Origin of the sequence: Planktothrix paucivesiculata PCC 9631 (assembly GCF_900009265.2) — a bacterium.
Classification (GTDB): Bacteria; Cyanobacteriota; Cyanobacteriia; order Cyanobacteriales; family Microcoleaceae; genus Planktothrix; species Planktothrix paucivesiculata.
On record NZ_LR735026.1, the window covers coordinates 404,541 to 430,730 of the forward strand.

The 26,190-nt window shown below is 38.7% G+C and carries 21 protein-coding genes; 13 read left to right on the top strand and 8 right to left on the bottom strand.

The window, feature by feature from the left end:
- The first annotated feature begins 88 nt into the window (after positions 1-88).
- From rsmA to PL9631_RS22400, 3 genes are read left to right on the top strand one after another with little or no spacing between them, the layout of a single operon-like run.
- Positions 89-925 (top strand): 16S rRNA (adenine(1518)-N(6)/adenine(1519)-N(6))-dimethyltransferase RsmA, encoded by an 837-nt coding sequence (gene rsmA / locus PL9631_RS22390; RefSeq protein WP_083623803.1) that lies wholly within the window; start codon positions 89-91, stop codon positions 923-925.
- A gap of 44 nt (positions 926-969) precedes the next feature.
- The gene (gene ispE / locus PL9631_RS22395) at positions 970-1,917 is read left to right on the top strand and encodes a 4-(cytidine 5'-diphospho)-2-C-methyl-D-erythritol kinase (RefSeq protein WP_083623805.1); all 948 of its coding nucleotides are present in this window, start codon (positions 970-972) and stop codon (positions 1,915-1,917) included.
- A 3-nt stretch (positions 1,918-1,920) separates the two neighbouring features.
- Complete coding sequence (locus PL9631_RS22400) at positions 1,921-2,256, top strand: DUF3082 domain-containing protein (protein ID WP_083623807.1); 336 nt, start codon at positions 1,921-1,923, stop codon at positions 2,254-2,256.
- Between the two features lie 285 nt (positions 2,257-2,541).
- Here the strand turns inward: PL9631_RS22400 and PL9631_RS22405 are convergent, their stop codons facing one another.
- Complete coding sequence (locus PL9631_RS22405) at positions 2,542-5,922, bottom strand: WD40 domain-containing protein (protein ID WP_083623809.1); 3,381 nt, start codon at positions 5,920-5,922, stop codon at positions 2,542-2,544.
- 3 nt (positions 5,923-5,925) lie between these two features.
- Complete coding sequence (locus PL9631_RS22410; RefSeq protein WP_083623810.1) at positions 5,926-7,158, bottom strand: AAA-like domain-containing protein; 1,233 nt, start codon at positions 7,156-7,158, stop codon at positions 5,926-5,928.
- A 162-nt stretch (positions 7,159-7,320) separates the two neighbouring features.
- Between PL9631_RS22410 and PL9631_RS22415 the strand changes: the two genes are divergently transcribed.
- The gene (locus tag PL9631_RS22415) at positions 7,321-8,136 is read left to right on the top strand and encodes a phospholipase D-like domain-containing protein (RefSeq protein ID WP_083623811.1); all 816 of its coding nucleotides are present in this window, start codon (positions 7,321-7,323) and stop codon (positions 8,134-8,136) included.
- A 178-nt stretch (positions 8,137-8,314) separates the two neighbouring features.
- On the opposite strand, the gene PL9631_RS22420 is transcribed toward PL9631_RS22415, so the two are convergent.
- Positions 8,315-9,274 carry a M48 family metallopeptidase gene (locus tag PL9631_RS22420; RefSeq protein ID WP_083623813.1) on the bottom strand — a complete coding sequence of 320 codons (960 nt, stop codon included), beginning with the start codon at positions 9,272-9,274 and terminating at the stop codon, positions 8,315-8,317.
- 73 nt (positions 9,275-9,347) lie between these two features.
- Here PL9631_RS22420 and PL9631_RS22425 point away from each other — a divergent pair, with 73 nt between their 5' ends.
- From PL9631_RS22425 to PL9631_RS22435, 3 genes are all read left to right on the top strand, one after another.
- A complete protein-coding gene (locus PL9631_RS22425) occupies positions 9,348-10,010 on the top strand; it encodes a chromophore lyase CpcT/CpeT (protein WP_083623814.1) in 663 nt (220 codons plus the stop codon).
- Positions 10,011-10,060: 50 nt separating this feature from the next.
- Entirely contained in the window at positions 10,061-11,242 is a 1,182-nt protein-coding gene (locus PL9631_RS22430; RefSeq protein ID WP_083623815.1) for a glycosyltransferase, read from the top strand.
- 90 nt (positions 11,243-11,332) lie between these two features.
- Complete coding sequence (locus tag PL9631_RS22435; RefSeq protein ID WP_083623817.1) at positions 11,333-12,373, top strand: glycosyltransferase 61 family protein; 1,041 nt, start codon at positions 11,333-11,335, stop codon at positions 12,371-12,373.
- A gap of 32 nt (positions 12,374-12,405) precedes the next feature.
- Here the strand turns inward: PL9631_RS22435 and malQ are convergent, their stop codons facing one another.
- Positions 12,406-13,914, bottom strand: a complete 1,509-nt coding sequence (malQ, locus tag PL9631_RS22440) for a 4-alpha-glucanotransferase (RefSeq protein ID WP_083623818.1) — start codon at positions 13,912-13,914, stop codon at positions 12,406-12,408.
- A gap of 236 nt (positions 13,915-14,150) precedes the next feature.
- Between malQ and PL9631_RS22445 the strand changes: the two genes are divergently transcribed.
- The 3 genes from PL9631_RS22445 to PL9631_RS22455 all read left to right on the top strand — a co-directional run bounded on the left by PL9631_RS22445 (position 14,151) and on the right by PL9631_RS22455 (position 18,129).
- Positions 14,151-14,627, top strand: a complete 477-nt coding sequence (locus PL9631_RS22445) for a hypothetical protein (protein WP_083623821.1) — start codon at positions 14,151-14,153, stop codon at positions 14,625-14,627.
- 190 nt (positions 14,628-14,817) lie between these two features.
- Positions 14,818-15,753 (top strand): NAD-dependent epimerase/dehydratase family protein, encoded by a 936-nt coding sequence (locus PL9631_RS22450; protein WP_083623822.1) that lies wholly within the window; start codon positions 14,818-14,820, stop codon positions 15,751-15,753.
- A gap of 207 nt (positions 15,754-15,960) precedes the next feature.
- Positions 15,961-18,129: a tetratricopeptide repeat protein gene (locus tag PL9631_RS22455; RefSeq protein ID WP_083623824.1), complete on the top strand. Its 2,169-nt coding sequence runs from the start codon at positions 15,961-15,963 to the stop codon at positions 18,127-18,129.
- 15 nt (positions 18,130-18,144) lie between these two features.
- Here the strand turns inward: PL9631_RS22455 and rsfS are convergent, their stop codons facing one another.
- The 3 genes from rsfS to PL9631_RS22470 all read right to left on the bottom strand — a co-directional run bounded on the left by rsfS (position 18,145) and on the right by PL9631_RS22470 (position 21,767).
- Positions 18,145-18,561: a ribosome silencing factor gene (gene rsfS / locus PL9631_RS22460; protein WP_083623826.1), complete on the bottom strand. Its 417-nt coding sequence runs from the start codon at positions 18,559-18,561 to the stop codon at positions 18,145-18,147.
- A 111-nt stretch (positions 18,562-18,672) separates the two neighbouring features.
- Positions 18,673-19,911, bottom strand: a complete 1,239-nt coding sequence (locus tag PL9631_RS22465; RefSeq protein WP_083623828.1) for a glycosyltransferase family 4 protein — start codon at positions 19,909-19,911, stop codon at positions 18,673-18,675.
- Between the two features lie 212 nt (positions 19,912-20,123).
- Positions 20,124-21,767 carry a DUF3352 domain-containing protein gene (locus PL9631_RS22470; RefSeq protein ID WP_083623830.1) on the bottom strand — a complete coding sequence of 548 codons (1,644 nt, stop codon included), beginning with the start codon at positions 21,765-21,767 and terminating at the stop codon, positions 20,124-20,126.
- A gap of 249 nt (positions 21,768-22,016) precedes the next feature.
- On the opposite strand from PL9631_RS22470, the gene PL9631_RS22475 reads away from it, so the two are divergent.
- The 3 genes from PL9631_RS22475 (at position 22,017) to PL9631_RS22485 (ending at position 25,755) form a co-directional block, all read left to right on the top strand.
- Positions 22,017-23,333, top strand: a complete 1,317-nt coding sequence (locus PL9631_RS22475) for an RNA-guided endonuclease InsQ/TnpB family protein (RefSeq protein WP_231516822.1) — start codon at positions 22,017-22,019, stop codon at positions 23,331-23,333.
- The gene (thyD, locus tag PL9631_RS22480) at positions 23,330-24,256 is read left to right on the top strand and encodes a thylakoid membrane protein ThyD (RefSeq protein ID WP_083623832.1); all 927 of its coding nucleotides are present in this window, start codon (positions 23,330-23,332) and stop codon (positions 24,254-24,256) included. The genes PL9631_RS22475 and thyD overlap by 4 nt, the downstream gene beginning before the upstream one ends.
- A gap of 122 nt (positions 24,257-24,378) precedes the next feature.
- Positions 24,379-25,755 carry a GTP-binding protein gene (locus tag PL9631_RS22485; protein ID WP_083623833.1) on the top strand — a complete coding sequence of 459 codons (1,377 nt, stop codon included), beginning with the start codon at positions 24,379-24,381 and terminating at the stop codon, positions 25,753-25,755.
- On the opposite strand, the gene PL9631_RS22490 is transcribed toward PL9631_RS22485, so the two are convergent.
- Positions 25,752-26,186, bottom strand: coding sequence for a DUF4359 domain-containing protein (locus tag PL9631_RS22490; protein WP_083623835.1), 435 nt, complete (start codon positions 26,184-26,186; stop codon positions 25,752-25,754). The genes PL9631_RS22485 and PL9631_RS22490 overlap by 4 nt on opposite strands.
- Positions 26,187-26,190: the final 4 nt, after the last annotated feature.

Below are 26,190 nucleotides of genomic sequence, written 5' to 3' on the forward strand. Positions count from 1 at the left end.
TGTGAAGCTATCCGGTTGATCGGTTTTCCCCATTCGTAATTCGTAATTCGTAATTCGTAATTCCCTATTCCCTTTATTTAATTTTTTTATGCGATCGCCCCAACCCCGCAAACAATTCGCTCAACATTGGTTACGCAGTGAAAAAGCCCTAAATAAAATTGTTAAATCGGCGTTATTATCTCCATCGGATTGTCTGTTAGAAATTGGCCCGGGAACCGGGATTCTCACGACTCAATTATTATCGGTAGCTCGGTCTGTGGTTGCCGTAGAAATTGATCGGGATTTATCTCAAAATCTCGTGAAAAGATTCGGCAATCGGGATAATTTTTTATTACTAGAAGGAGATATTCTCACCCTAGATATCGACGGTCAACTCCAAGGTTTTCCTAAGTTTCAAAATCCCAATAAAGTTGTTGCCAATATTCCCTATAATATTACCGGGCCGATTGTTGAACAATTGTTAGGAACGATTTCTGAGCCTAATCCTCACCCATACCAATTAATTGTCCTCTTAGTGCAAAAAGAAGTCGCCCAACGGATCACCGCCAATGCTGGATCTAAAACCTTTGGGGCGTTGTCGGTGCGAGTTCAATATCTGGCTAACTGTGAATATATCTGTGATGTCCCCGCCAAGGCTTTTTATCCAGCCCCGAAAGTCGATTCTGCCGTACTGCGTTTAAGTCCCCGTGCTATTGCCCATCCCGCCACCAACCCCCAATATTTGGAAACCTTGCTCAAATTAGGGTTTTCCAGCAAACGAAAAATGTTAAGAAATAATTTACAAAGTGTGATTAGTCGAGATCAATTAACCCAATTACTGGAACAATTAGAGATTAACCCCCAAGTTCGCGCCGAAGACCTCAGCGTTGAACAATGGGTTAATTTAACTAACTTGATGGAAATAACTGATCTAGTCACCGATTAAAATACGCTGTATCCTGTCTTTCCTATCTCTAATTCCGAATAAAAATGCGTTCCTATTCTTTAATTGCTCCGGCAAAAATTAACCTTTACTTAGAAATTATCGGCGATCGCCCCGACGGATATCACGAACTGGCGATGGTACTCCAAAGTATCAGTTTAGCCGATCAAATTGATATTCGATCAATTGGAATTGACACCATTAGTGTCCGTTGTGATCATGCAGAAGTTCCCAATGATCATACCAATTTAGCCTATCGGGCGGCGGCCTTATTAACTCAACAATTCCCCGAAGCCATGGCACAATTTGGGGGAGTAGAAATTAACATCAAAAAAAATATTCCCATTGCCGCCGGGTTAGCCGGAGGTTCCACCGATGCAGCCGCGGTTTTGGTCGGTTTAGATCTAATGTGGCAATTGGGCTTAACTCAAAGCGAATTAGAAGTATTAGGGGCTCAAATTGGTTCCGATGTTCCCTTTTGTATTCAAGGAGGAACGGCCTTAGCTACCGGACGGGGGGAACAACTTTCTCCCCTCAAAAATTTAGATCATTTGTATGTAGTTTTAGCTAAATATCGGAACTTGGGAATTTCTACGATTTGGGCTTATAAAACCTATCGTCAACAGTTTAGCCAAACCTATATTTCCCAAGCTCAAGATTTAGAAACCCGTCAACACCGAGTCCATTCCGGGCCGATGGTTTCTGCTATTATGCACGCAGACGGCGCAACCATTGGTCAATTACTGCACAATGATTTAGAAAAAGTCGCCTTACCCGAACATCCTCAAGTATTGGAACTGCGAGAGGCTTTTGAGTCCCAGGGCGTTTTGGGAACGATGATGTCCGGTTCCGGGCCAACGGTTTTCGCCTTAACCGCATCTGAAGCCGAAGCCCTACGGGTTTTAGAAGCAGTTAAAACCCAAATTGCCAACCCAGAATTAGAGTTTTGGACAGCAAAATTTGTCTCCACTGGTATTCGTTTAGCCCAATCATAAACCATGACTAAAACTACTCCTAAAACCTCCGAAATTTCCTCAACAACGGAATCAGTTAATTTATTTCGTTGTCTGAGTAATGCGGGAATTTATGCGGCCATTGCCTTCGGTTTGTATAATTTAACCTATGCAATGTCTGGAAAATTTGCCGCCAAACCGATTCATTCTCAGAATTTTACCGCCATCCAAATGTCCGCCGCCGTTCGGACTTTGGTGCTGGGTTTATTTACCATGGGAACGATTTTATTTACTTTTCTGGCGGTCGGATTAATTGGGTTAGCATTATACGTTAGTATTCAACGATTAATTAAACCTAATATTCCTTCGTCTAATAGTTAAAAAACCGTAGTGAGGCGTTCACGCCTCTAATCTAAGCCCGGTCGGGCTTACTACCGTAGTATATTTTAGGGAGCGAGGACGCTCTCACTACAGATCGGTTGAAATTAATTTGGGAAAGAAAATAGAGCCTATTGACAAACTTTCAAACGTTCTCGCTCATCTGGACGATTAACAAAGTAACTTGATAACCAATTTTACAAGGTATTCTGACATCAAGGAAGGGTGAATTAACAGGGGCGAATCTCTGAGTATTTACTGTTGAGAATGTCGTCTAAAAACGTTATTTCACTCAACTCCTAACCATGCTTTCCCCCGTTCTATTAATTCTTCTAAACTTTCAAACGGCCAAAATCGTACTATTCCATCTTCATAAGCTGCAACAATGTTTTTCCCATCAAGCGTAAAACAGACACCTAAAACAGAACTATCCAACTCAATAAAATCAGGTTCCCCTTCTAACAAATTGCCCTTATATCCCCGAAAATCTGCTAACAAATTGCCCTGTAAATCCCAAACTTTAACGGTTCCATCATGTGAACCAGTAGTTAGGTATTGACCATCAGGGCTAAATGCCAGACTATATATCATGTTACTATGACCCGTAAATTCGGCTAATTCCTGACCCTGTAAATCCCACAGTTTTACAGTTTTATCCTCAGAAGTTGTAGCTAAAAACTGACCATCAGGACTAAAACATACACTCGTTACTATATCAGAATGACCTGGAAATTTGGCTAATTTCTTTCCCTGTAAATCCCAAAGTCTAGCAGTTTCCCACCCGTAACCAGTTACTAGAAACTGACTATTAGGACTAAAACATACACTCATTACCTCACCATAATCATCCTCAAACTTTTTTAATAATTCCCGCCTATGTAAATCCCAAAGTGTGGCAGTTCCATCACCGCAACCAATAGCTAAAAACTCACCATTAGGACTAAAAGACACACTCATTATCCAGTCAGAATAACCTGTAAAAGTATGCAATTCTTGTCCTTGTAAATTCCATAGTTTGGCAGTTTTATCATCTGAACCCGTAGCTATATATTTACCATTAGGACTAAATGCCACACTCCTTACTATGTCAGAATGCCCTGTTGTAAAGGTGACTAATTCCTGTCCCTGTAAATTCCACAGTTTCGCTGTTTCGCCAGAAATTGTTACTAGAGTCTTAGCATCAGAACTAAATGCCATACAATATAACAAGCCATTTATTGTGAAAGTGACTAATTCCTGCCCCTGTAAATCCCACAGTTTTGCTGTTTCATCATTAGAGGCAGTAGCCAGATATTTACCATTAGGACTAAACGCCACAGTGGATACCCAAGCTAAATGACCTGTGAAGCTAACTAATTTCTGTGGTTGTAAATAATCCCGCAGTTTAGCTGTTCCGTCAGAGCAAGCGGTAGCAACATACTTACTATCAGGACTAAATGTTATACTTCTTACTGCACTTACCCCACTGAAATATTCCAAACACGAGGCAAACAGTTGACCCTGCAAATCCCATAGTTTCGCTCTTCCGTCACCAGAAGCGGTAGCAATATACTTACCATCAGGACTAAACACCACACTCATTATCAAAGCACAATGACCTGTGAACTTAACTAATTCTTGTCCTTGTAAATTCCATAGTTTTGCTGTTCTATCACCAGAAGCGGTAGCAAGATACTTACCATCAGGACTAAATGCTATACTCGTTACTCTTTGAGAATGACCTGTGAAGGTAATTAATTCTTGCCCCTGTAAATTCCACAGTTTTGCTGTTCTATCATCAGAAGCGGTAGCGAGATAGTTTCCATTCGGACTAAATGCTACACTTGTTACTCTTTGAGAATGACCTGTGAAGGTGATTAATTCTTGCCCCTGTAAATCCCACAGTTTCGCTGTTCCATCATAGGAAGCAGTAGCAAGAAACTCCCCATTCGGACTAAAAACCACACTCATTACCCAACCAGAATGACCAATGAAAGTAATTAATTCTTGCCCTTGTAAATCCCACAGTTTTGCTGTTCCATCATCAGACGCAGTAGCAAGAAATTCCCCATTCGGACTAAAATCTACACTTCTGACTCCGCGAGAATGACCTGTGAATTTGCGATTTTGACGAATTTTGCTAAGGATTTGTTGAAGGGTATGACTGGAACTACTAGCAGGTGGCTTATTTAGGAGATCAGGTTCATCTTGTGCTAATTCTCGCCAGTTGTACAAGAGGCGTTTTAAATCTTCCCCTATCTTAATGGCATCTTGTAATACTTGGAGTTTATCAATATTCCTATTAAATAATGTTAATACTTCTACTCCTGCTAATTCAATTTTAGTTGACTTAAGAGAAAGTTGAATAATTTTTTTTGCTTTTTCTTTCCCCTGTTTCAGTTGTTGGCGATCATAGTCTCGACTAGCATTCAAAAAATCTTGATCCTCATCACTTAATCGTTTTGTTTCTTCTTCTTTCAAAGCTTTTTCGAGAATTTCTCCACTTAACAATTGTTCGGTATCAGTTCGTCCTGACTTTAACCAAGCCACTAAGTTCTCATGATAAAACTTTCGCTGGTTAGCCAGTTCTTGTTCTATCCAACTCAAATTAAAAACTTCTTGATAAATTCGATTATAAACCTGCAAACAACCATTTTTTTTAACAACTAACCCAGATAACTGAAGTTTAATTTGATCATAGCTATTATCTGCTTTTAGGGTTTGGGTAAAAGAACTGATAAGCTGTTGATAGATTTCCAATAGTCGGCTAGTGTATGCTTCATCCTTGAGAATGCGATCACGAATGGTTCTAAGATGTTCAGGATTATCATTAGTCTCCCAATTCTCAATCATTGTAGATTGCACTAACTCATCAACATTATGATTAGGAACTTCTAAAATTTTATCGAATACTAACTTACAAAGCTTTTGAGTTAAAAATGGCTGTCCTCCTGTCCAATCTAAAACAGATTTTAAAACATTTTCAGGATCATCAACAACTTTAGCTATTCCATTAATTAAAGATTTCTTCGCTTCTTCAAATTCAAAACCTTTTAACTCAATAGCTTGACCAATATTAAAAGGAGTGCGTGTTTTATCTTGAATCAAATCAGAAGGCGTTGCAACTCCTAACAAACAAAATGTTAAACGGTTATAATCTGAATTATTCACTCGTTGATTGTAGCAATATCGAATAAAAGCAAAAAAGTCGTCGGTAGAAAAGCTACAATTTAGAACACTGTCAATTTCATCAATAAAAATAATAATATTTTGAGAAACTGATTTTAATAAAAACTCCTCAAATAACTCTCCAAGCCTTTGAATTGGCGAAATAAAATTACTACTATTCCACCACTCTCGCCAGTTAAGCTGACTAGGAAGGCGGAAAGTTCTCATAATTCGATAGACAATTCCTGTATACCATTGTTCAGGAGAAACTTGATTACTGCCAATACCTGTTAAGTCAATTTCTACACAAGCAAAACCTTCTTTTTGTAATCTGTACATTGTTCTAACTCGTAAGCTAGATTTTCCCATCTGCCGAGAGTTCAGAACATAACAAAATTTTCCAGCTTTTAAACTTTCATAAAGTTCTGTATCTGCTTGTCTAACGACATAGGTGGGATCATTAACAGTTAAACTTCCCCCTAAAGTGTATTCATCATTGAATGAAATTGGCTGATTACTCATTTTTTATAACCTTTCTTTAAAATATAAGCGATATAAATTACAGCGAGGTGTCACATGATTCCCTTCCTTAGCAACTAACCCTAAGCTATCCAACTTAAAGGCAAGTTCATCATCAATTCTGACAGGTTGATCAGCCCCTAATACCATTTTAAAAGCTGCTGCTAATTCTACACTTTGTTTAAGAGTATCACTAATATCTCTGAGATAATTTGTATAAATTCCTGCATTGGTCGGAGCAGTTTCTAGCAATTCTGCTATTGTTAAATCTGGATTAGCTTCTATCTGCTCAAACATTTGCCGAACTAGATAGGGATGACCGTCTACCATATTCATCAACCTGCTAACTGTATTAGAATCAACAGCAATACCATATCGTCGAGATAAATCTTGAACTTGCTCCGTGTTAAATCCTCGTAATTCGATAGACTTTCCAACATTGAAAGGGGAGTTATTAATGCTTAATTTTGGATAATTTGAAGTAGAATAAGCAATTACAAATTTTACTTGCTGCCATAATTCATTAGTTTTTGCAGTTTCATACCAAGACCGTAATAATCCAAATAAATCGGTCGAGATAGTTTCTAAATGAAAAACTCGATCTACATTATCTAATCCTAAAACAAGAGGAAATTCTAAATGAGATAATATATAATCTTCCAAATAATATGTACAATTATCTTTGCTTCCTATAGTTTCATCCCAAAGATCAGCCAAGGAATGATTTAAGTTTAACGAGCGAGTTACAGCTATATAAAGAGAACGTAGTAATTTATCAATATTGGTAATTTCATCTTCCTGAAGTTGGAGTAAATTCCAGTTAGCAGTTTTATAACCTTGTTTTTTAGCTTCTTCAAAAATCTGAGTCATTAATAAGGTTTTTCCCATTTGCTTCGATGCTCTAATCCTTAGTAAAGAACCAGGTTTTAAAATTTCTTGATAACAAATCGTTTCAATCGGAGGACGTTCAATATAAAACCCAGATGGTACTAAACCTAACTCTTGCCCTATTTCTAGTAAACCCTCCCGTCTTGAATGACGTTCATCACTATGATCCTTATCTGTACCAATATTAAAATCATTGCCTAAGTTTTCAATCTGTTTTCTAACGGTACTTGGTGTTATTCCCATAGCGTCAGCAATTTCAGGATCGGTTTTTCCTTCGCACATCAAGCAGAATACTTGTTTACGTTTGTCAGGTAACTCATTAAATATCTGCGATGGGTCTTTTTGTCTCATACATAGTATCCATTATTAGTGAGCATTTTTAGTATATCAATTAGCCTTTACACAAGCCATACACAAAATTAATCTAATTTGTGTATAAATTGATTATTCTTGTCCATTCGGTGTGTAGGACTACCTATGCAAATATAAAAATGTTCATAACGAGGAATAAATATGTTTCTACCCAACAGCTACGATTATTCTAATTTACCTAACCGTAAAACACCCTCTCTTGATCTGCGTAGCTTGTCACAACTTGACACCCGTTTAGCTCACTGTCAAAACTGCTATGCGATTCACCCCAGCTTACAACGAAACCAACAAAAACAAATTTTCTGCCAAACTTGCGGAATTCAATATATTGTCAATAGTCCTGAACCTGCAAAAGTAATTCAAGCTTATTTCCGAGATAAAAATCTCTACTTTAATGATAATGACTTTGATATTGAGCAATATAAAAAATTAGGAGCGATCGCACAACGCCTTAATACTGACGCCAATTATCCCCTCATGGCAGGTTTATTAAAAGCAATGAGTCTGGCTAAAAGGTTTATCCATTTTATCAGTCTGGGGATTAGTCATCAATTTCTGGGAGCATTAAAAACAGTATCCCAAGGGATTCCAGTGAAAGGTATTGTTTCGTTAACCTCTAGTCAAACCTATCAATTACCCGAATTATCCAACTACACCCATGAAAGCCCAAACTTAGAGATTAAACCGATGTGTGAAACTATTTTTAACTGGGATAGAATTCCCCATCAAAAACTAATTGTTATCGATGGATTAATAGCCTTTAAAGGCAGTGCAAATCTGACCTTGACAGCTTGGCGAAAAGCCGAAAAAAATTTAGAAGAAATTGAAGTGATCACCAATATGGATGAAGTTATTTATCTCCATAATCGCTATTTTTCACCCGTTTGGGCTGATTTTAGTTCGGATGGAAAAGCCATTATTATTGATCACGATAATCTTGAGGATATGGCAGCTTAAAAAACATCAATTCCTGTAGGGGTAACGCGCACGTTGCCCCCAAAATATCGGTTCAAAAAGTAATCATTTTCAACTTGTTGGGTGAGTGAGTAAGTTAACCTGTTCTTCTGATTATTAAGTTAATATTCTCACCCACCTAACTCAAAACTCATGATACAATTTGTTGATATCCTCTGAATTATTTAAACTTAATCCGATTAATTTGATTCTGTAACTCCTCAATTTGTCGGCGTAAATCATCGACTTCATCTTGAGATTTTTCTGCTTTCACATTAACCGACCCTTCCGTGGTGGCTTGTTGATATTCACCCGCACGAATTTTACGATATTCGACCGAATCATGCCACTCTTTTAGATATTGAATGCGTTCAACCGGAAAGGGGTGACTTAACATCATGCCCTGACCTCCATTGTACAATAAAAACTTATAAACTTGATTCAAACCATCTTGATCTAAATCTCGATATTGTTCCGATTGACGAATAAATTCATCTAAACTACATTCGTGAGCATATTTTGTACTAACTCCCGCTAATTGCATCATGGATTTCATCACACATTTGAGATCATCCGTTACCAATAATGCCGCCCGGTCTGCGGATAATTCGGCTTTTCTGCGCCATTCATAAAAGGCATAAATTAAGCCACTATTAACTAAATTTCCCAACCCAAAAGTTAATTCCCCAATCATGGAAGCCACACCCATCGCCCAAATTGACATCTGATTTAGAATCGGATGACCACATTTAATATGTCCTAATTCATGGGCTAAAACCGCTCTTAATTCAGCTTCATCGACTAAATCTAAAAGACCCGTATTTACAATAATATAGGGGTGTTCCTGTCCGAGAGCATAGCTATTAACCAGAGGATTTTGAGAGACAAATAAACCCGGTTCGGGAATAATATCTAAATCTCTAACACATTCTCGAAAAAGATGATAAATACTTGCATATTGTCTTGGCCCAACTTGCAAAGCATTTCCCATCAAGTAAACATATTGAGGACGTTCATAGACAAATTCGACAAATTTACTGGCAATTAAATCAAAGCCTGGAACACTTCTTAAAGCAACTTCTGCTTCTCTGTCCAGGGGATGACGGAAGGCTTCGCTAGAAATTCCGGTGTAAGTTGGCATAATAATAATTTACAGGTTATGTTAATACAATGTTTGGAAGCACTAAAGGATTGACTCAGTTTTGGATATTCCGATGATCAAACTATCTTCTGTTTCTATTTTAGGGCTTATTTTTATTTTGAGTGGATGCAGGACTCAAACTGATCCAATGCAAGGTCATATTCAGCAAGTCACCTCATATTTAACGGGTATAATGGAGACTTCAGCCCAAGCTAAGGCGATTCCTGACGCGCCCAGTGTTCGGATGACTACTTGTGAGGTAAAATTGAAGAATACAGATAGTTCTGTTCAACATTCTAAAGGAGTTTTTCTCTATCAAGAACAAGCCTTAACTCGTAATTTATCTAAACCCTATCGTCAGAGAGTTTTAAATATTTTACCCAGTATCGATAAAAATAGTATTGAGTCTGTCAGTTTTAAACCTATTAATTCTACAAATTGGATCGGTTTGTGTCAGAAACCTTTATCAGAACGGCTGATCAGTGTTCAAGAAATAGAGAACGTCAATTGTAGTGTATTTTTAAAACCCGTGGGGACTCAATATATCGGTGAAACTCAACCAGAAGGCTGTGTTACTAATCTTAAAGGGGCGGTTAAAGTCACCAATAGGATTAAGTTAGATGAAAAGGGGATGGAAACTCAAGATCGGGGCTTTGATGCCCAAGGAAAACAGGTCTGGGGGGCAAAAAATCGTCCCTATCAATATCAGAAAATAGAGGTTAAATCTCAATTTTGAATTTAAAATTATTGGAAATACAGTTCCTAGCATCTACATAAAAAAATACAATGATAGAACGACTAAAATTAGTTTTAATTCCTACTTTAAAAGTCAAAAAAATATCAAATCATCAAGTTATTATTAGTCAAAAATTTATAGATGGTGTTCTTGAATATCAAAAATATTGGTCTGGTTCAATAGTGGTTTTTATCGAAGAAGATAAAACTTTAAACAATGATCTTAGCAATACATTAATTGATATTAATAAAATGCCTTTTAAAATAGAAGTATGTGATTTGGATTTCATACAAAAACATCAAGATTTATATAATAATTCATTTTTCTTAATTAGTGCAGGTTTTAGACAAAATCAGATTAGTAAAATTTGTAAACTACATAATATTCCCTGTATTTATATCACTGAATACAGCTTAAAAACTCGCATCCAGATTATTAATGCTACGACTCAGAATCCGATTTTAAGATTGAGAAGATATGCTTGGGAGGTTTCTCAAGAATTAAAGCAAAGAAAGGCGATCGCGATCGCTAATGGAGTTCAGTGTAATGGTGTTCCTACCTATCAATCTTATCATAAAATTAATCCCAATCCCTTCCTTTTCTTTGATACTAGAATTGCCGAAGATATGATAATTAGTAGTGATAATTTAATGGCAAGAACTTCTGAGTGTTTGAAAAAAAATCCTCTACGGTTAATATTTTCTGGACGTTTAATTAAAATCAAAGGTACGGATCATTTACTCTCAGTTGCTGAACATCTTAAACAGCTTGGGGTTCAATTTGAGATGTTTATTTGTGGAGATGGAGAACAGAAAGAAACCCTGGAAAAACAGATTATTCAAAAGGGACTTTCTGATTCTGTTAAAATGCTAGGAGTTTTAGAATTCAAAACAGAACTTGTTCCTTTTATTCAGAAAAATATTGATTTATTTATCTGTTGTCATCTTCAAGGAGATCCGTCCTGTACTTATTTAGAAACCATGAGTTGTGGTGTTCCCATTATCGGGTATGATAATGAGGCTTTTGTGGGAGTTGTGAATCAATCCCAGGCGGGTTGGTTGGTAAAAATGAATCGACCAGATTTATTAGCCGAAAAAATTGCCGAATTAAACCAAAATCGAGAATTAATTGTTGCTGAATCCTACAAATCCCTGGAATTTGCCAAACAACATACTTTTGAAAAAACCTTTCAACGCCGGATTAATCATATTCAAGAAATAGCAGCTACTTAAACAGTTTTATGTTAGATTATACGGTAACTATAATTGATAATTTAATCTCAACTCAGAAGAATTTAAAAAATAGTATTTTATCGAAATTATATGATAAATTTACCTTTGTTGAAACAGCGTGGATTACGTCTTTTAACTGGACGTAAAACCTATAAAGATTTATCAGATAAAAAATGGACTCTTTGCGCGGCTGAGAGTTCAATTTCTCCCCCAGCAATTTATTTACCTGGAGAACTCAATAAAGTTACCGGTGTCGCCGAACAAACGACATATGAGAATGAATTGCGGCGCATACAAGGAGGTCTGACTCAACACGCAGCAACAACTGCTTATCGCTTGAGAAATGTAGAAATTCATAATGGATATATTTATAAAGGGGCGATGAAATTACCCTTAACAACAACAAAAGAATCTTGGTTTAATCAAGATAAAACAGAATATATTTCTGAAGCAGCACTCGCTTGTACGTTATATGGAAACCGTTATTTTGGTCATTGGATGACCGATGATCTGATCTTAAATTTGGCGGCGAGAGAATTAGGAATGGCGGTGAGAACTTCTGAGAAACTGAGTCCGAATCAAATTGAATATAGTCATCTTTTTGAGATTAATTCAACACCTGTTACCCACGCTAAATTTAAGGAATTGATCATTATTGAAGATTATGCACAAAATCAATTTAAACGGCAACGTTATCAATATCTTCGCAATAAAATTAAGCCATTAGGTTCATCTTTAGTTAGTCCAGGGGTGATGTTACTCCGGGGAAAATCAGGGGTTCAGAGATGCCTAGTTAATGAGGATAAAATTGCTGAATTTCTCAGGAGTCAAGGTTTTATTATTATCGATCCTGAACAGACACCCGCCGCGGAAATTGTGCGTCAAATGGTAGGAACAAAAATGATTATTGGAGTTGAAGGAAGTCAGTTAGCTAATGGATTATTTACGGTAGCAGATAATGGCGTGATTCTCACATTACAACCGCCCTATCGATTTAATAATGTCTATAAAGGTCGGCTGGATTGTTTGGGAGTTAAGTATGCTTTTGTATTGGGAAAACAAGTTGAGGGGGGCTTTGAAATCAGCATCGAAGATTTAGTAAAAACCCTAGAAAAAATTGATTCCAGGTAAGGATAATTCATGAATTACCCTTACCCCTATTTTTATCGACTATAAAGTTGATTTAACTTGAATAAGCGATCGCTTAATTCCTGAGTTAATAATTCCGAACTTTGATAACGCCACCGCCAATTTCCATCATTATGACTGGGATCATTCATTCTTGCATCGTGCCCTAAATCAAGAACATCCTGTAAAGGAATAATCGCTAAACTCGCCAGGGAACTTAATGCTAAACGAATCATCACCCAGTTAATATTAGTAATTTCATCGGGGGAAGAATAGCCTAAATATTCAGCAAAATGTTGTTTTTCTTTTGCCGTTGCAGTTTCCCACCAACCAATAGTTGTATCATTATCATGGGTTCCGGTATAAACTAAACAATTGTGAACATAATTATGGGGAAGATAAACACTATTTGCATCTCCACCAAAGGCAAATTGTAAAATTTTCATCCCCGGGAAATGATAATGATCTCGCAATTCTTCAACTTCGGGAGTAATAATTCCCAAATCTTCTGCTAAAATGGGTAAATCACCTAATTGTTGTTTAAGTTCATCAAAAAACTCATAACCCGGCGCTTTAATCCATTCTCCGTTAATAGCATTTTTTTCACTTCCAGGAACCCGCCAATAGGCTTCAAAAGCTCGAAAATGATCAATCCGAACATAATCTGCATATTCCAGGGTAGCTTTAAATCGTTCAATCCACCAAGCAAATTTGGTGTTTTGTAGTTCTTCCCAATTATAAATCGGATTCCCCCATAATTGACCCGTTTCACTAAAGAAATCCGGCGGAACTCCAGCAATATAAAGGGGTTCTAAGGTTTCAGAATTGAGTTGAAATAGATGGGAATTTGACCAAACTTCCACACTATTATAACATACATAAATAGAAATATCCCCAATAATTTTTATCCCTTTTTCATTGGCATATTGACGCAATTTTTCCCATTGTTTAAAGAAAATAAATTGCAGAAATTTTTGATAGGTTATGGATTCTTTTAATACTTCACTCTTGGCTTTTAACGCCTCGGGATCTCGATGGGCTAAAGCGGGTTCCCAATAATTCCACGATTGACCTTCATGGGCTTCTAATAAAGCCATAAATAAGGCATAATCATCTAACCAAGAGGCGTGTTTTTGACAAAAGGCTACAAAGGCAGGATTAGGTTTTTCTTCTAACTGTTGTTGAAAGCGAGTGTAGGCTTTTTTGAGATATAATGTTTTGTGGGGAACAACAGTTTCAAAATTAACCTTGCTAGAATCTTGAGTTTCTAAGGGGATAATTTCTGGTAATTCTAATAATTCTTCTTGGGCTAATTCTTCTAAACTAATCATTAATGGATTACCCGCAAAGGTGCTATAATTCATAATATAAGGAGAATGTTCTTCTCCCGTTGGGCCTAGGGGTAAGATCTGCCATAATTTATAACCACTTCGCTGTAAAAAATCAATGAATTCATAGGCGGATTTTCCGAGATCTCCAATTCCGTGTTGACTCGGAAAAGAGGTAGGATGCAGTAAAATTCCACTGGAACGTTCAAATAACATCGCAATATTGGATTAATTTTTCACTTTTATAAAAGTACCATAGATTCAAACCCATAGCATCTTTCTCACGATAGGTAACTACCGAACTGGAAATAGAGATGACCTATCCCCCGGTCGAGATGTGCCAAGGGTTTCGGTTGTTTAAACAGGAAATTAATTGAAATTCCGGTTACTGCTACTCAGGAATAGATATGATTAAATCAGTAGTATTTCAATAAACAGACTCGGTGAAATTTATGATTAAATTGCCTGATCATTTCCATTCTTTTTTATTAACGGGTTGTTTGGGGATCGGAGGTGTTTTTTTATCCCTATCTTCGGTTTATGCTCAAGATCCGATTGATATTCCAGTTCCCGTAACTGAGGGAACTCCCGCCCAAACCTATACCCCCGGAGCTTGGCAACCCGTCGCCAGAATTAATCCTAATCAACCCGTAACGGTGAGCATTGTGAATCAAACCGGATATAATTTAGAAACGGGATTAACCACCGGAAAAACGAATTCTCAAATTGCTCCTGGGGGCAGTTTTACTATCAATAATGTCCCTGGTAATTCTCATATTGTGATTAATTCTATAGCCAGAGCCGCCGTTCTGGATTATAGAATTGATGTACAGGATAATGTGGTTAATGTGACGGTAAAAACTGCTGCTGGTGTCGCCGGAGATAATGCGATTAATATTCAAGATACCGGGGCAATTTATATTTATTAATCGCTCTCAAAAATTCCGGTCGTAGTGAGCCCGACCGGGCTCTATTAAATTTGGGTTAATGTGGGTGGGTCATGAGTTGACGATTGCACCATGATTCGGTATGAATATTAAAGGAGTGAATAAAAAACTATCAGAATAAAAATTAATTCTTGTAGTTTGAGTGATCATTAAACTGTTTTAGGGGATAAAAATGCGAATTTTAATCATGGGTGGAACCCGATTTATTGGGGTTTATTTAACTAAAATCTTAGTTGAACAAGGGCATGAAGTTGTTCTATTTAATCGAGGTAAAAAACCTGCACCCGTTGAAGGGATTCAACAAATTCATGGCGATCGCACCGATGCTAACCAAATTCAAGAAAAACTTGCTAACCAACAATTTGATGCCATTTTTGATAATAATGGACGAGAACTTAATGATACAAAACCCCTAGCAGATTTATTCAAAGATCGGGTGCAACATTTTGTTTATATGAGTTCGGCCGGAGTATATTTAAAATCCGATCAAATGCCCCATATTGAAGGGGATGCTACTGACCCGAAAAGTCGTCATTTAGGCAAATACGAAACCGAGAGTTATTTGCAGGCTCAAAATTTACCTTGGACATCAATTCGCCCTACCTATATTTATGGGCCATTGAATTATAATCCCTTAGAATCATGGTTTTTTGATCGGATTGTGGCGGGTCGTCCAATTCCAATTCCGGGGAATGGATTTCACCTTACCCAGTTAGGTCATGTTAAGGATTTAGCAACCGCAATGGCCGCGGTTTTAGGGAATCAAAAAGCCATTGGTCAGGTGTATAATATCTCAGGAGAACGTTATGTTACCTTCGATGGTTTAGCCAAAGCTTGCGCTATTGCTGCGGGGAAATCCTTAGATTCATTTAAACTAATTCATTATGATCCTAAACAGTTTGATTTTGGCAAACGGAAAGCATTTCCCATGCGAGTCCAACACTTTTTTGCTGATGTGCATAAAGCCATACAGGATTTAAACTGGAAACCCGAATTTGATTTAATTTCTGGTTTAAAAGATTCTTTTGAAAATGATTATTTACCCAGAGGATTAGATCAAACAGAAGTTGATTTTTCAACGGATGATGAAATTATCGCAAGTCATTAATTGGGTTTATTAATACCGCGATTCTTTACCTATTCCCCACCGATATCAAGGATTGCTGAAAACCCCTGATAATAACCTCAATTATATCCCCCTAAACTACCGTTAAAAAGGCGGATTAGGGGGATATATTCCCAATTGCCGATTCCCTGCTATAAAATAAACCTAGGCGTGATTCAGCGCTTAATATTAGCAATCATAATCGGGGATATGCTGGGAACCACACTAGGCGGACGCTACCACATTTTGCAATCCTTGGGGGGTGGAGGATTTGCACGCACCTACTTGGCGGAAGATCGTCAACTTCCCGATCGCCATCAATGTGTGGTTAAACAACTCAAACCCCACACCACAAACCCCACAACATTACAAATTGCCCGGCGTTTATTTGAAACAGAAGCGCAAGTTTTATATCGTTTAGGACATCACGAACAAATTCCCCAGTTATTCGCTTTTTTTGAAGAAGATCAAGAATTTTATCTAGTTCAAGAATTTATTGAAGGTCATGATTTAACTCAAGAATTAATCCCTAATTTCTCTGTTTCCCCGACCCTGCCGCCTCCTGATCCTTCCATTCATTCGAGTTTGACTCAAGTTCTCCCGAATACGTCTAAAGGCGGTTTAAATGAATCGGAAACGATTATCTTATTACAGGATATTTTAAAAATATTAGATTTTGTCCATCAGCAAAATGTTATTCACCGGGATATTAGTCCTAAAAATATAATTCGACGCAAAAAAGATCATCAATTAGTTTTAATTGATTTTGGAGCGGTGAAACAGATTACAACCCAAATGTTAAATGCTCCAGGCCAGAGTGGTTTGAGTGTGGGGATTGGAACACCCGGTTATATGCCCGGTGAACAAGCTCGGGGAAATCCTAAACCCAGTAGTGATATTTATGCGGTGGGAATGATCGGGATTCAAGCATTAACTGGAATTACGCCGCATCAGTTACAAATTGATCCCGATACGGAGGAAATTATTTGGCAAAATCAAGGGAGTGTGAGTCCAGAATTTGCTGAAGTTTTAAATAAAATGATCCGGTATGATTTTCGAGAACGATATGGGTCAGCCAGGGAAGCATTAGAAGCTATAAAAAGTTTAAATAAACCCAATATAGCAACGGTTCCAGCTTTTAACTATTGGCTTAATCCTTTAAAAATTCAGCCCAAAAAAACAAAAATTTATTTGACTATAATGGCAACGTTGGGATTAATAGGATTGGGGACGGGAACCGGACTTTATTTATGGTCTTCTCTGAAATCTTCTAATGCAATAGAACTCTATAACCAAGGAAATACTTTATCTCAATTAAACCGTTATCCAGAGGCTTTAAGACGTTATGATCAGGCCCTAGATTTAAACCCAACTTATAAAGAAGTCTGGAATAATAAAGCTAAAATTTTATATAAATTAGAAGAATATTCCCAAGCTCAGGAAGCCTATGATAAAGCGATTCAAATTGATCCGAATTATACTGAATCTTGGATCGGTCGAGGAAAAGTTATGACTGCTTTGGGAAAGTATGCGGATGCTTTAACAGCTTTTGAACAGGCGATTGAACAAAATCCAGATGAGGTGGAAGCTTGGCTAGGAAAAGGCGATGTTTTAGTTAACTTAAAACGCTATGAAGAAGCAATTCAATCTTATCAAGTGGTTTTAGAGCAGCTTCCTGATTCCTTTGAAGCCTTATCTAAAACGGGAAAAACCTATCATGATTTAGAAGATTATAAAAATGCTTTTAAATTTTATGATCAAGCGGTTAAAGTTAAACCGAATGATCCGAATGCGTGGTATCACCGAGGGAATGCTTTAATGCAACTTAAACGCTATGAAGAAGCGACAGATTCCTACGATAAGGCGGTGCGTTTTAATCCTAATTTTTCCGCCGCTTGGTATAGTCACGGTCAGGGATTATTAAAACAAGATAGGACAAAAGAAGCTGTTGAATCGTTTGAAAAAGCGGTTAATCTTCAACCCAATGATTATCAATCTTGGTATAATTTAGGATGGTCATTGCATCAACTTAAACGCTATGAAGAAGCAATTTCCGCCTATGATGAAGCCTTAAAAATTAAACACAATGATCATTATTTAGCTTGGTATAATCGAGGGAATGCTTTATATAATTTAGGGGATTATCAAGGGGCGATCGCTTCCTATGATCAGGCAACTATTCAACAAATTGATCATGAAGAATCTTGGTACAGTCGGGGTAATGCTTTAGCGAATTTAAAGCAATATCCCGAAGCTATTTCTTCATATCAAAAAGCCTTAGAATATAGTCCAGATTATCCAGCCGCAAAGGAAGCGAAAGAAAAGATAGAACAACAAATTGAAGTCTTAAATAACCCAACAGATTCTACGAACCCGTAGGATTTTAGACCTTCTTTAATCGAATTGCCAATCCACTCGCTCGGCGTGACCCCAAAATGCTTCTAATTTATAGAAATCTCGACCTTCGGGCAACAAAATATGGACAATGACATCACCATAATCCATTAAAACCCAGTTACCCTCGTTTTGGCCTTCGACTCTCAGGGGCAACCGTTCTAATTCCATTTCTACTTGGTTTGAAATTGCCAGAGAAATTGCCCGGAGTTGAGCTTGGGAAAAACCCGTTACAATCACAAAATAATCAGCTAGATAAGATACCTCCGACACGCGCAGTACCATAACATTATCCGCCTTCCGGTCATCTGCTGCTCGGGCGGCGACTAGGGCGGTTTCCCGGCTGGTATGCTCATCAACATTGGCGCCAGATATCATTTGCTCAACAGCGTATTGGGTTTGGGCGTTATCAACCATTCAGTTTTTTTATTCCTCGTATGGAATCAAGGTTAACAATCAAATTTACATCTAGTGATCATTTTAATCATTATTTTCGATTTTGGAGGCTGAAGTTAAAGACAAAATCGGCTATTCCTGGCTTAACACCTGTTTAAATAACCGTTCATACTGGTCTAAGGCCTGTTCAATGCCATAATGTTCTTCTGCATATTTTCGCCCGGATTGACCCAAGGCGTCTAATTGTGCGGGATTTTTGTGAAGATCAGTAATCGCCTGGGCTAAACTCTGGGCATCCTCGGGCGGTACCACAATTCCCCCGCCACTTTTAAGAATCACATCTTTAGCGGTTCCCGTATCAGGAACAGAACCAATAATAGCACAACCACTAGCTAATAAAACCGGGATTTTTGACGGTAAATTAAAAGCTGTCACCTGGCGTTTTTGCACCACTAATCCCACATCAGCCGCCGCTAACATCTCCGGTAATTTTTCTCGGGGTTCTAGGGGAATTAATATAACATTCTCCGCTTGATGTTCCTGACAGACCTTTTCTAAATTCTGTAACGCCTCCTGTTCCCCGGCAATAATAAAAGAGATTTCAGGAATAGGCTCTAATAATTTTGCCGCTTTAATGACTGTTTCTAAACCTTGAGTTAAAGCAATATTTCCAGAATAGAGAACCACAAACTTATTCTCAAGTTGATACTTAATCCTAAAAGAATTATTGGTTTTTGATAAAGGTTTAATAAAATTAGTATCTACCCAATTGGGAATATAAACAATTTTATCTTTTGGTATCCCGAGTTCGACTAATTTATTAACAAAACCATCCGCAATCACACTAATCCGATTTACCTTTTCATAAGTCAACTGTTCCACAAATTTAGCCGTTTTAATCACAATACCATTGGGGTTCACCAATTTCACCCGCAGGGCAGCTTCTGACACAATATCCTGAATATTCAAGATCACCGGACAACGGCGCGCCCCGGCATAAAGACCCACCGGAATACTGACCAATAAAGGCGGAACCGTGGCAAAAATCAGATCAGGACGCCAACCATTAAACGCTTGAACCAAGCTCGTGGCTATAAAACTACTATCAAGCAGGAGACGATCCAATAATCCCGGTTTCGGGCCACGCACCCAAATATAGCTACGCTGAATCACTACCCCATTCCGTTCTTCCGTGAGATACAACTTATTTTGGTATCCCGGATAAATCCGACGTTCGGGATAATTGGGCATTCCCGTCACCACCCGCACTTCATGGCCCCGCCTCACCAGACCCTCGGCGAGTTCGGTCATCAAAGGAGCAATACCAATGGGTTCAGGATGGTAGTTATAAGAGTAAATTAGTATACGCATACGGTGATTGTTTATCAGTTATCAGTCGTCAGCAGAGAAGTGCCAATAGCCTTTGGCATCGCGCACGCCCGGGCACGTCTGTATCATTCATCAGTTATTAGTTATAGCAGTCCCGTGCATGGCGGTGTTTGACTTATACTGATTCAGCCAACCTGACGGCGCAGTTTTTTCCCCTGGTATTCCCTCTAGCCTGCTATATCAATTATCAGTTGTTAGTTGTTAGGTTTGAGTCCCAATAACATCTCCACTTCAACCTCTGCATTATCGGGAAAACTGGCGCTGATCCCCACACCCCGAATTGAATTGAGTAGGATCATTTTATTCGGTTGAAGGGCGATCGCCGGCGACGCTAACAAATATCCCATAGCCCAAGATGTCATTTTTTCAATATCTAAATAGACATAACTATGGTGGGAACTAGGTAGGGATTTGCTAATCTCTTGAAACCGTTGGCTTTGATTCAAGGGGTCGGTGGGGTTCTGAGTTATCGCTTCCACCACTGGCCCGCCAAAGGCAACAAACATGATATTGGGACTTAACCATCCATGTCCAAATAAAGTACCCTGTTTGGGATCATTCCATTCCGTTACCTCAATTCCAGCTAAACTCCGTTGTTCAATATTAATCGGAGGATTACCCCGGGCAACCAGAGTATTGAGTTTATTTAACATTATTTCTGCGGCCGGGCGATCGCTAGTTTCAATTAATACCACTCCCCCCAACCCCAAGGAGGCTAATACCCCTTTTTCAGAAGCGATCGCAGCCAAAGCAAATTCCCCATCCATCCAGCCAAACACCTCCGTATCGGCGTCCAAATTAATCGCTTGCAGTGCCAAACGAATTTGACTAATTATCTTCTTCAAATCCCCGTTATTTTCGCCCAAACTTAAAAACTCTAACCAAATTTGATGTAGATCATGGCTATTAACCAGGGCTAGGGTTTCACTGGGGAAGCGATTCATCATTTTCCCAAATGCGGGCGTCGGCGGGGACACCTGGCCATCGGGACGGAACTGAGCGCTTGCTTTTAACCGAATCCCATCCGCTTCTACGCCCATCCCAATCACCATCGATTGAATTGGTTTGACCGAAGATAGGGATTTACTAGATAAACCCGGAACTTCTGACCAAGTGCTACCGAGATCCGTCGTCAACCGATCATAATCCGCAATAAACACCGTCATCAAGGGTTCCGAGAGATTGACACTTTTCAAGAACAGGTCAGATTTTCCCGCTAAACTGACCAAGGAAGGGGAACCCATGAAGGTGTCGATCGCCCGTTTCACGGTGTCAGGACTGACCGCGATTACCAGATGATCGTTGATAACCGCCACGTTATATTGTTTTCCCGTTTTTTCGGTATAACTCGATAGACTCACCCCGCGATATTGACTCTGTTGGGATTTAATCTCCGGTGAGGTCTGTAATTTTTGGGCAAAATGCCAAGCTTTCAATTTATTTTTAATTCCCACAACCATCAACAGTTGGGGTTCCGAACCTAGTTTTCCCCCATCGGGAGGCAATAAAGCCACCATCACCCCCCCGATCCAAGGTTGAACATCCCGATTAAAATTAATTGGGGTTTGAGCTAAACTCTGTTCTTGAAAAATTTTGATTCCCCGACTCACTAACGCTTGAGCTTCCGGTGTGCCGAAATTTTGTAATTCTGATAAAACATGAGGCGTTGCCGACACATAAGTGGCCATCATCGCTTCATCCGGTATCAGTTTGCCACTTTCTAAGGGACTATAGGCTTTGTACCGCTCAGTTTTTAAGTAAAGGGCTGCGGCGACACTCCCACAGACAGTCAGCGCCACCACAGCCAAAAGCAGCTTAGATTTTTTTCGGGTCAGCATGATGATTTTTAGGCGGGGGTTGGGATAATCACCCAGGGTTTCGGTTAATTTGATCTATCTTAACGTCGTGAGAGGACTCCCGCCGAGCGCGTTAGCTTGGCGGTGAGATGAATCACGACCAAAGAAAACATGAGCGATAGCGAATTCGATTTAATTTTCTGGAGTTGATTGTTGCTCAACATATTTTTTTAACTGTTCATTTGAGCATTAAATGTTATCTTAAAAGAAGATGATAAAGATGTAGCGACAATGTTAAACGTTCTCAAGGTAAGACTGTATCCAAATAAAGAACAAGAAGTAGCTTTAGTTAAAAGTTTTGGCTGCTGTCGTTTTGTTTGGAATTATTACCTAGAGAAGACTAACAACCAGTATAAAGAAACAGGAAAAGGGTTGAATTATTGCGAGATGGCAAAAGATTTAACCCAGCTTAAAAAGCTTCCTGATTACTTGTTTCTACAGGATGCTACTGCTACTACATTACAGCAATCATTAAAAAATTTGGAATCGGCTTTTAAAAACTTTTTTCAGAAAAGAGCCAGATTTCCTAAATTCAAAAGTAAGTATAAAAAACAATCAATTCGTTATCCCGAAAGTTGTTCAATCAAAGGGAACGGCGTAAAACTTCCCAAATTGGGGATTGTTAAAGCCAGAATCCCAAAAACAATTAGCAGCAGAATTAAATCTGTTACCGTGTCTAAGGCAAGTACAGATAAATATTTTGCTGCTATTTTGTTTGAAACCGATGATTTAACCCTTGATAAAAACGGGAAAATCTCAGGGATTGATTTGGGGTTAACGAGTTTAGTGACAGTGTTTGATGGTGAAACTTACAGGAAAGTTGATCCGATTAAACCCACTAGAAAATACGCCAAGCGATTAAAAAGGAGGCAACAATCATTATCTCGAAAAACGAAAGGTTCTAATAACCGTAAAAAGCAAGTTAAAAGAGTCGCTAAGGTTCATGAGAAGATAGCAAATATTAGGCAAGACTTCCTCCATAAAGTCTCCAGAGAGTTAGTTGATGAGAACCAAGTCATTGTAGTGGAAAACCTTTGTATTAAAGGATTAGCTCGTACCAAATTGGCAAAATCCGTGTTGGATGCTGGATTTGGGATGTTGCTCAATTTCCTGGGCTACAAACTCGAAAGAGAAGGTGGGAAGTTGATTGAAGTTGACAGATTTTTCCCGAGCACAAAACTCTGTAATTGCTGCAAATTTAAAAACAATTCATTGAATTTAAGTATTCGTGAATGGGTTTGTCCGAATTGCCAAATCTACCACGATAGAGATGAGAATGCAGCAAAAAACATCAGGGAAGAAGGGATAAGAATATTGTCAACAAATACTGTGGGACACACAGGAATCGAAGCTTGTGGAGAGGATGTAAGACTCGTTGGTCTTTGCACTAAAAAGCATTCTTCTGTGAAACAAGAATCCCCCGTCGAGCGCGTGAGCTTGACGGGGGAGTGTCAAGTTAGCTTGTTACCCTATCGGGGAAGGGAGCGAAGATTTGTTAATCTAAGGAAAAAGGTGCGAGCATTCAGCCATTACGAGTTATTTCAATGAAAGTAGCAGTTACAGGAGCCACAGGTTTTGTCGGTAGTCGTTTAGTAGAGCGACTCCAACGGTCAGGACATTCGGTATTAATTCTCACCCGTCATCCAGAAAGGGCGAAACGAGTGTTTCCCAGTTCTGTCTATTCCCAGTTAGAAATTGTTGGTTACACTCCCACAAAATCCGGGGCTTGGCAACAGGCAATTTCGGGATGTGATGGGGTGGTGAATTTAGCCGGGGCGGGAATTGCCGATGAAAGATGGACACCGCAACGCAAACACGAAATTTTAGAAAGTCGGGCTACGGCTACCCAGAAATTAGTTGAAGCGATCGCTTTAGCTAATTCTAAACCTAGTGTCCTGGTTAGTGCTTCGGCCGTCGGATATTACGGAACCAGCGAAACCGCCCTATTTGATGAACATAGCCCCTCTGGACAGGATTTTCTAGCCAAGGTTTGTCTTGCTTGGGAAACCGCCGCCCAACAGGTCAAGGAAGGGGGAACTCGTTTAGTTATTTTAAGATTGGGGATTGTTTTAGCCATGGGGGGAGCTTTAGGAAAAATGCTGACTCCCTTTAAACTGTTTGCTGGCGGGCCATTGGGTTCAGGAGAACAATGGTTTTCTTGGATTCATCGAGAGGATTTAGTCGATTTAATCCTATTAAGTTTAACTAATTCCCAAATCGAAGGAGTTCTCAATGCCACGGCTCCTAACCCGGTTAGAATGGGGCAGTTATGTCATACTTTAGGGGAAGTTTTGAATCGTCCCTCCTGGCTTCCGGTTCCTGATTTTGCCCTAGAAATGTTATTAGGGGATGCGGCCCAAGTTATTCTCCAAGGTCAACAAGTTCTGCCCAAACGTACCCTATCCTACAATTTTAATTATCAATATCCAAAAGTTAAACCTGCCCTAGAAGATATTTTATCCTCTTCATAAATTGGGTATTTTTTTAACCGTTGTTGGGATGAGTGTCCACGAAGATTTGGGCTAAAGCCCAACAACGAATTTTTTTAATTATTACCCATTCGTAATTCGTAATTCCCCCCAACCTATTAATAATGGATCATTTTAATCAAGCTCGTTCTAGTTTAAAACAAACTTTATCCCGTTATCAGCATTTACAACGGGGGCGAAGGAGTTCCCATCCTGAATTACAAGCGACCTTACAAAAACAGTTAGAAATTTTATCAACTAACTTAGAAAAGCTAGAACAGGCAATTATTAGAATTGCGGTCTTTGGTTTAGTTAGTCGGGGAAAATCGGCGGTTTTAAATGCCTTATTAGGGGAAAAAATCCTCCAAACCGGGCCGTTAAATGGGGTGACTCAATGGCCCCGTTCTATTCGTTGGAGTGTGCCCTTATCTCAGATTGAAGAACCCAATCGAATTGATAATATTGACGAATCAAATCCGATTCAAGTTGAGTTAATTGACACCCCGGGATTAGATGAAGTCGCCGGACAGTTACGGGGAGAGATGGCAAAGGAAGTCACCCGACAAGCGGATTTAATTTTATTTGTGGTAGCGGGGGATTTAACTAGAACTGAATATGAGGCTTTATTAGAATTACAAAATGCTCATAAACCGTTAATTATTGTTTTCAATAAAATTGATTTATATACAGAAACAGAACAGGAAAAAATCTATCAAAATTTGCTAAAATTGGCTAAAATCACAGATGTTCCCCCGGTTGAATATTCCCATAACTCCCAACCCTTTGAAATTGTCAAGGTATCAGCAGAACCCGCACCCATCCAACTTAGAATTGAATGGCCGGATGGTCGAATAACTTATGAGTGGGAATCTCCAGTATCGCAAATTGATGAATTAAAACAGATTATTTTAAAGCTATTAAATCGAGAAGGACGCTCACTTTTAGCTTTAAATGCTTTAGTTCAAGGGAGAGAAGCCGAACGAATAATTGCCCGTCAAAGTATTGAATTACAAGCGGCGGAAGCAGAGGAATTAATCTGGAAATTTACCCGATATAAAGCTCTAGCGGTAGCCTTAAATCCGATTGCGATTTTAGATGTTTTGGGTGCAACGATTAGCGATTTAATTTTAATTCGGTCTTTAGCCCGTTTATATGGTTTACCCATGACCAGTTATCAAGCGGGGAAATTATGGCAAAAAATTCTATTAAGTTCGGGAGGGTTACTATTAACTGAAATGGGTAGTGGTTGGATATTGGGATTTGGTAAAAGTGCCGCCGGGTTAGCAACAGATTTGGTTAATTATGCCGGAATTGCCATTACTCAAGCCTCAATTTCTGCCTATCTAACCTATACCGTTGGTCAGGCGGCACAAGTCTATTTAGAAAAAGGCTGTAGTTGGGGTGAACAGGGGATTGATACCGCGATTCAAGAGATTTTAAATCAAGTTAACCGAGATAGTTTTATTACGCGATTAAAGTCGGAAATTGATCGGAGTTCCTAATTTAATTTTTTGGCGGCAGATTCAGCAGAATTAGGATCTTTTGTCGGAAAGGTGATAAAATTACCAAATCCCCCCAAGGTTTGATATTTATATCCGGCTATTTCGGTTGTATAAACACTAAATAAAATCGCATTTTGTCGGGTTGTGGATTTATCTACTGTGTCTTTAATTAGGTGACGTTGGTTGACTATTAAGGTATTACAAGTATTAACTAATGCACTAGAAAATCCTTTTAAAAATTCCGGGACTTGGGATTCTTTACAGATGGATTTTTTAATTTCGGATGATAATTGGTCGGAAGCATAATTAATATATTCTTCTCGCTGGGGATTGGTAAACGCCATGGTTCCCGCTAAAATAGTCAGTAGGATCACACCTTTCCCCAGATAACCCGAAGAGGATTGAGATGGAACGTAATCAAGTCTCGCCATGGCA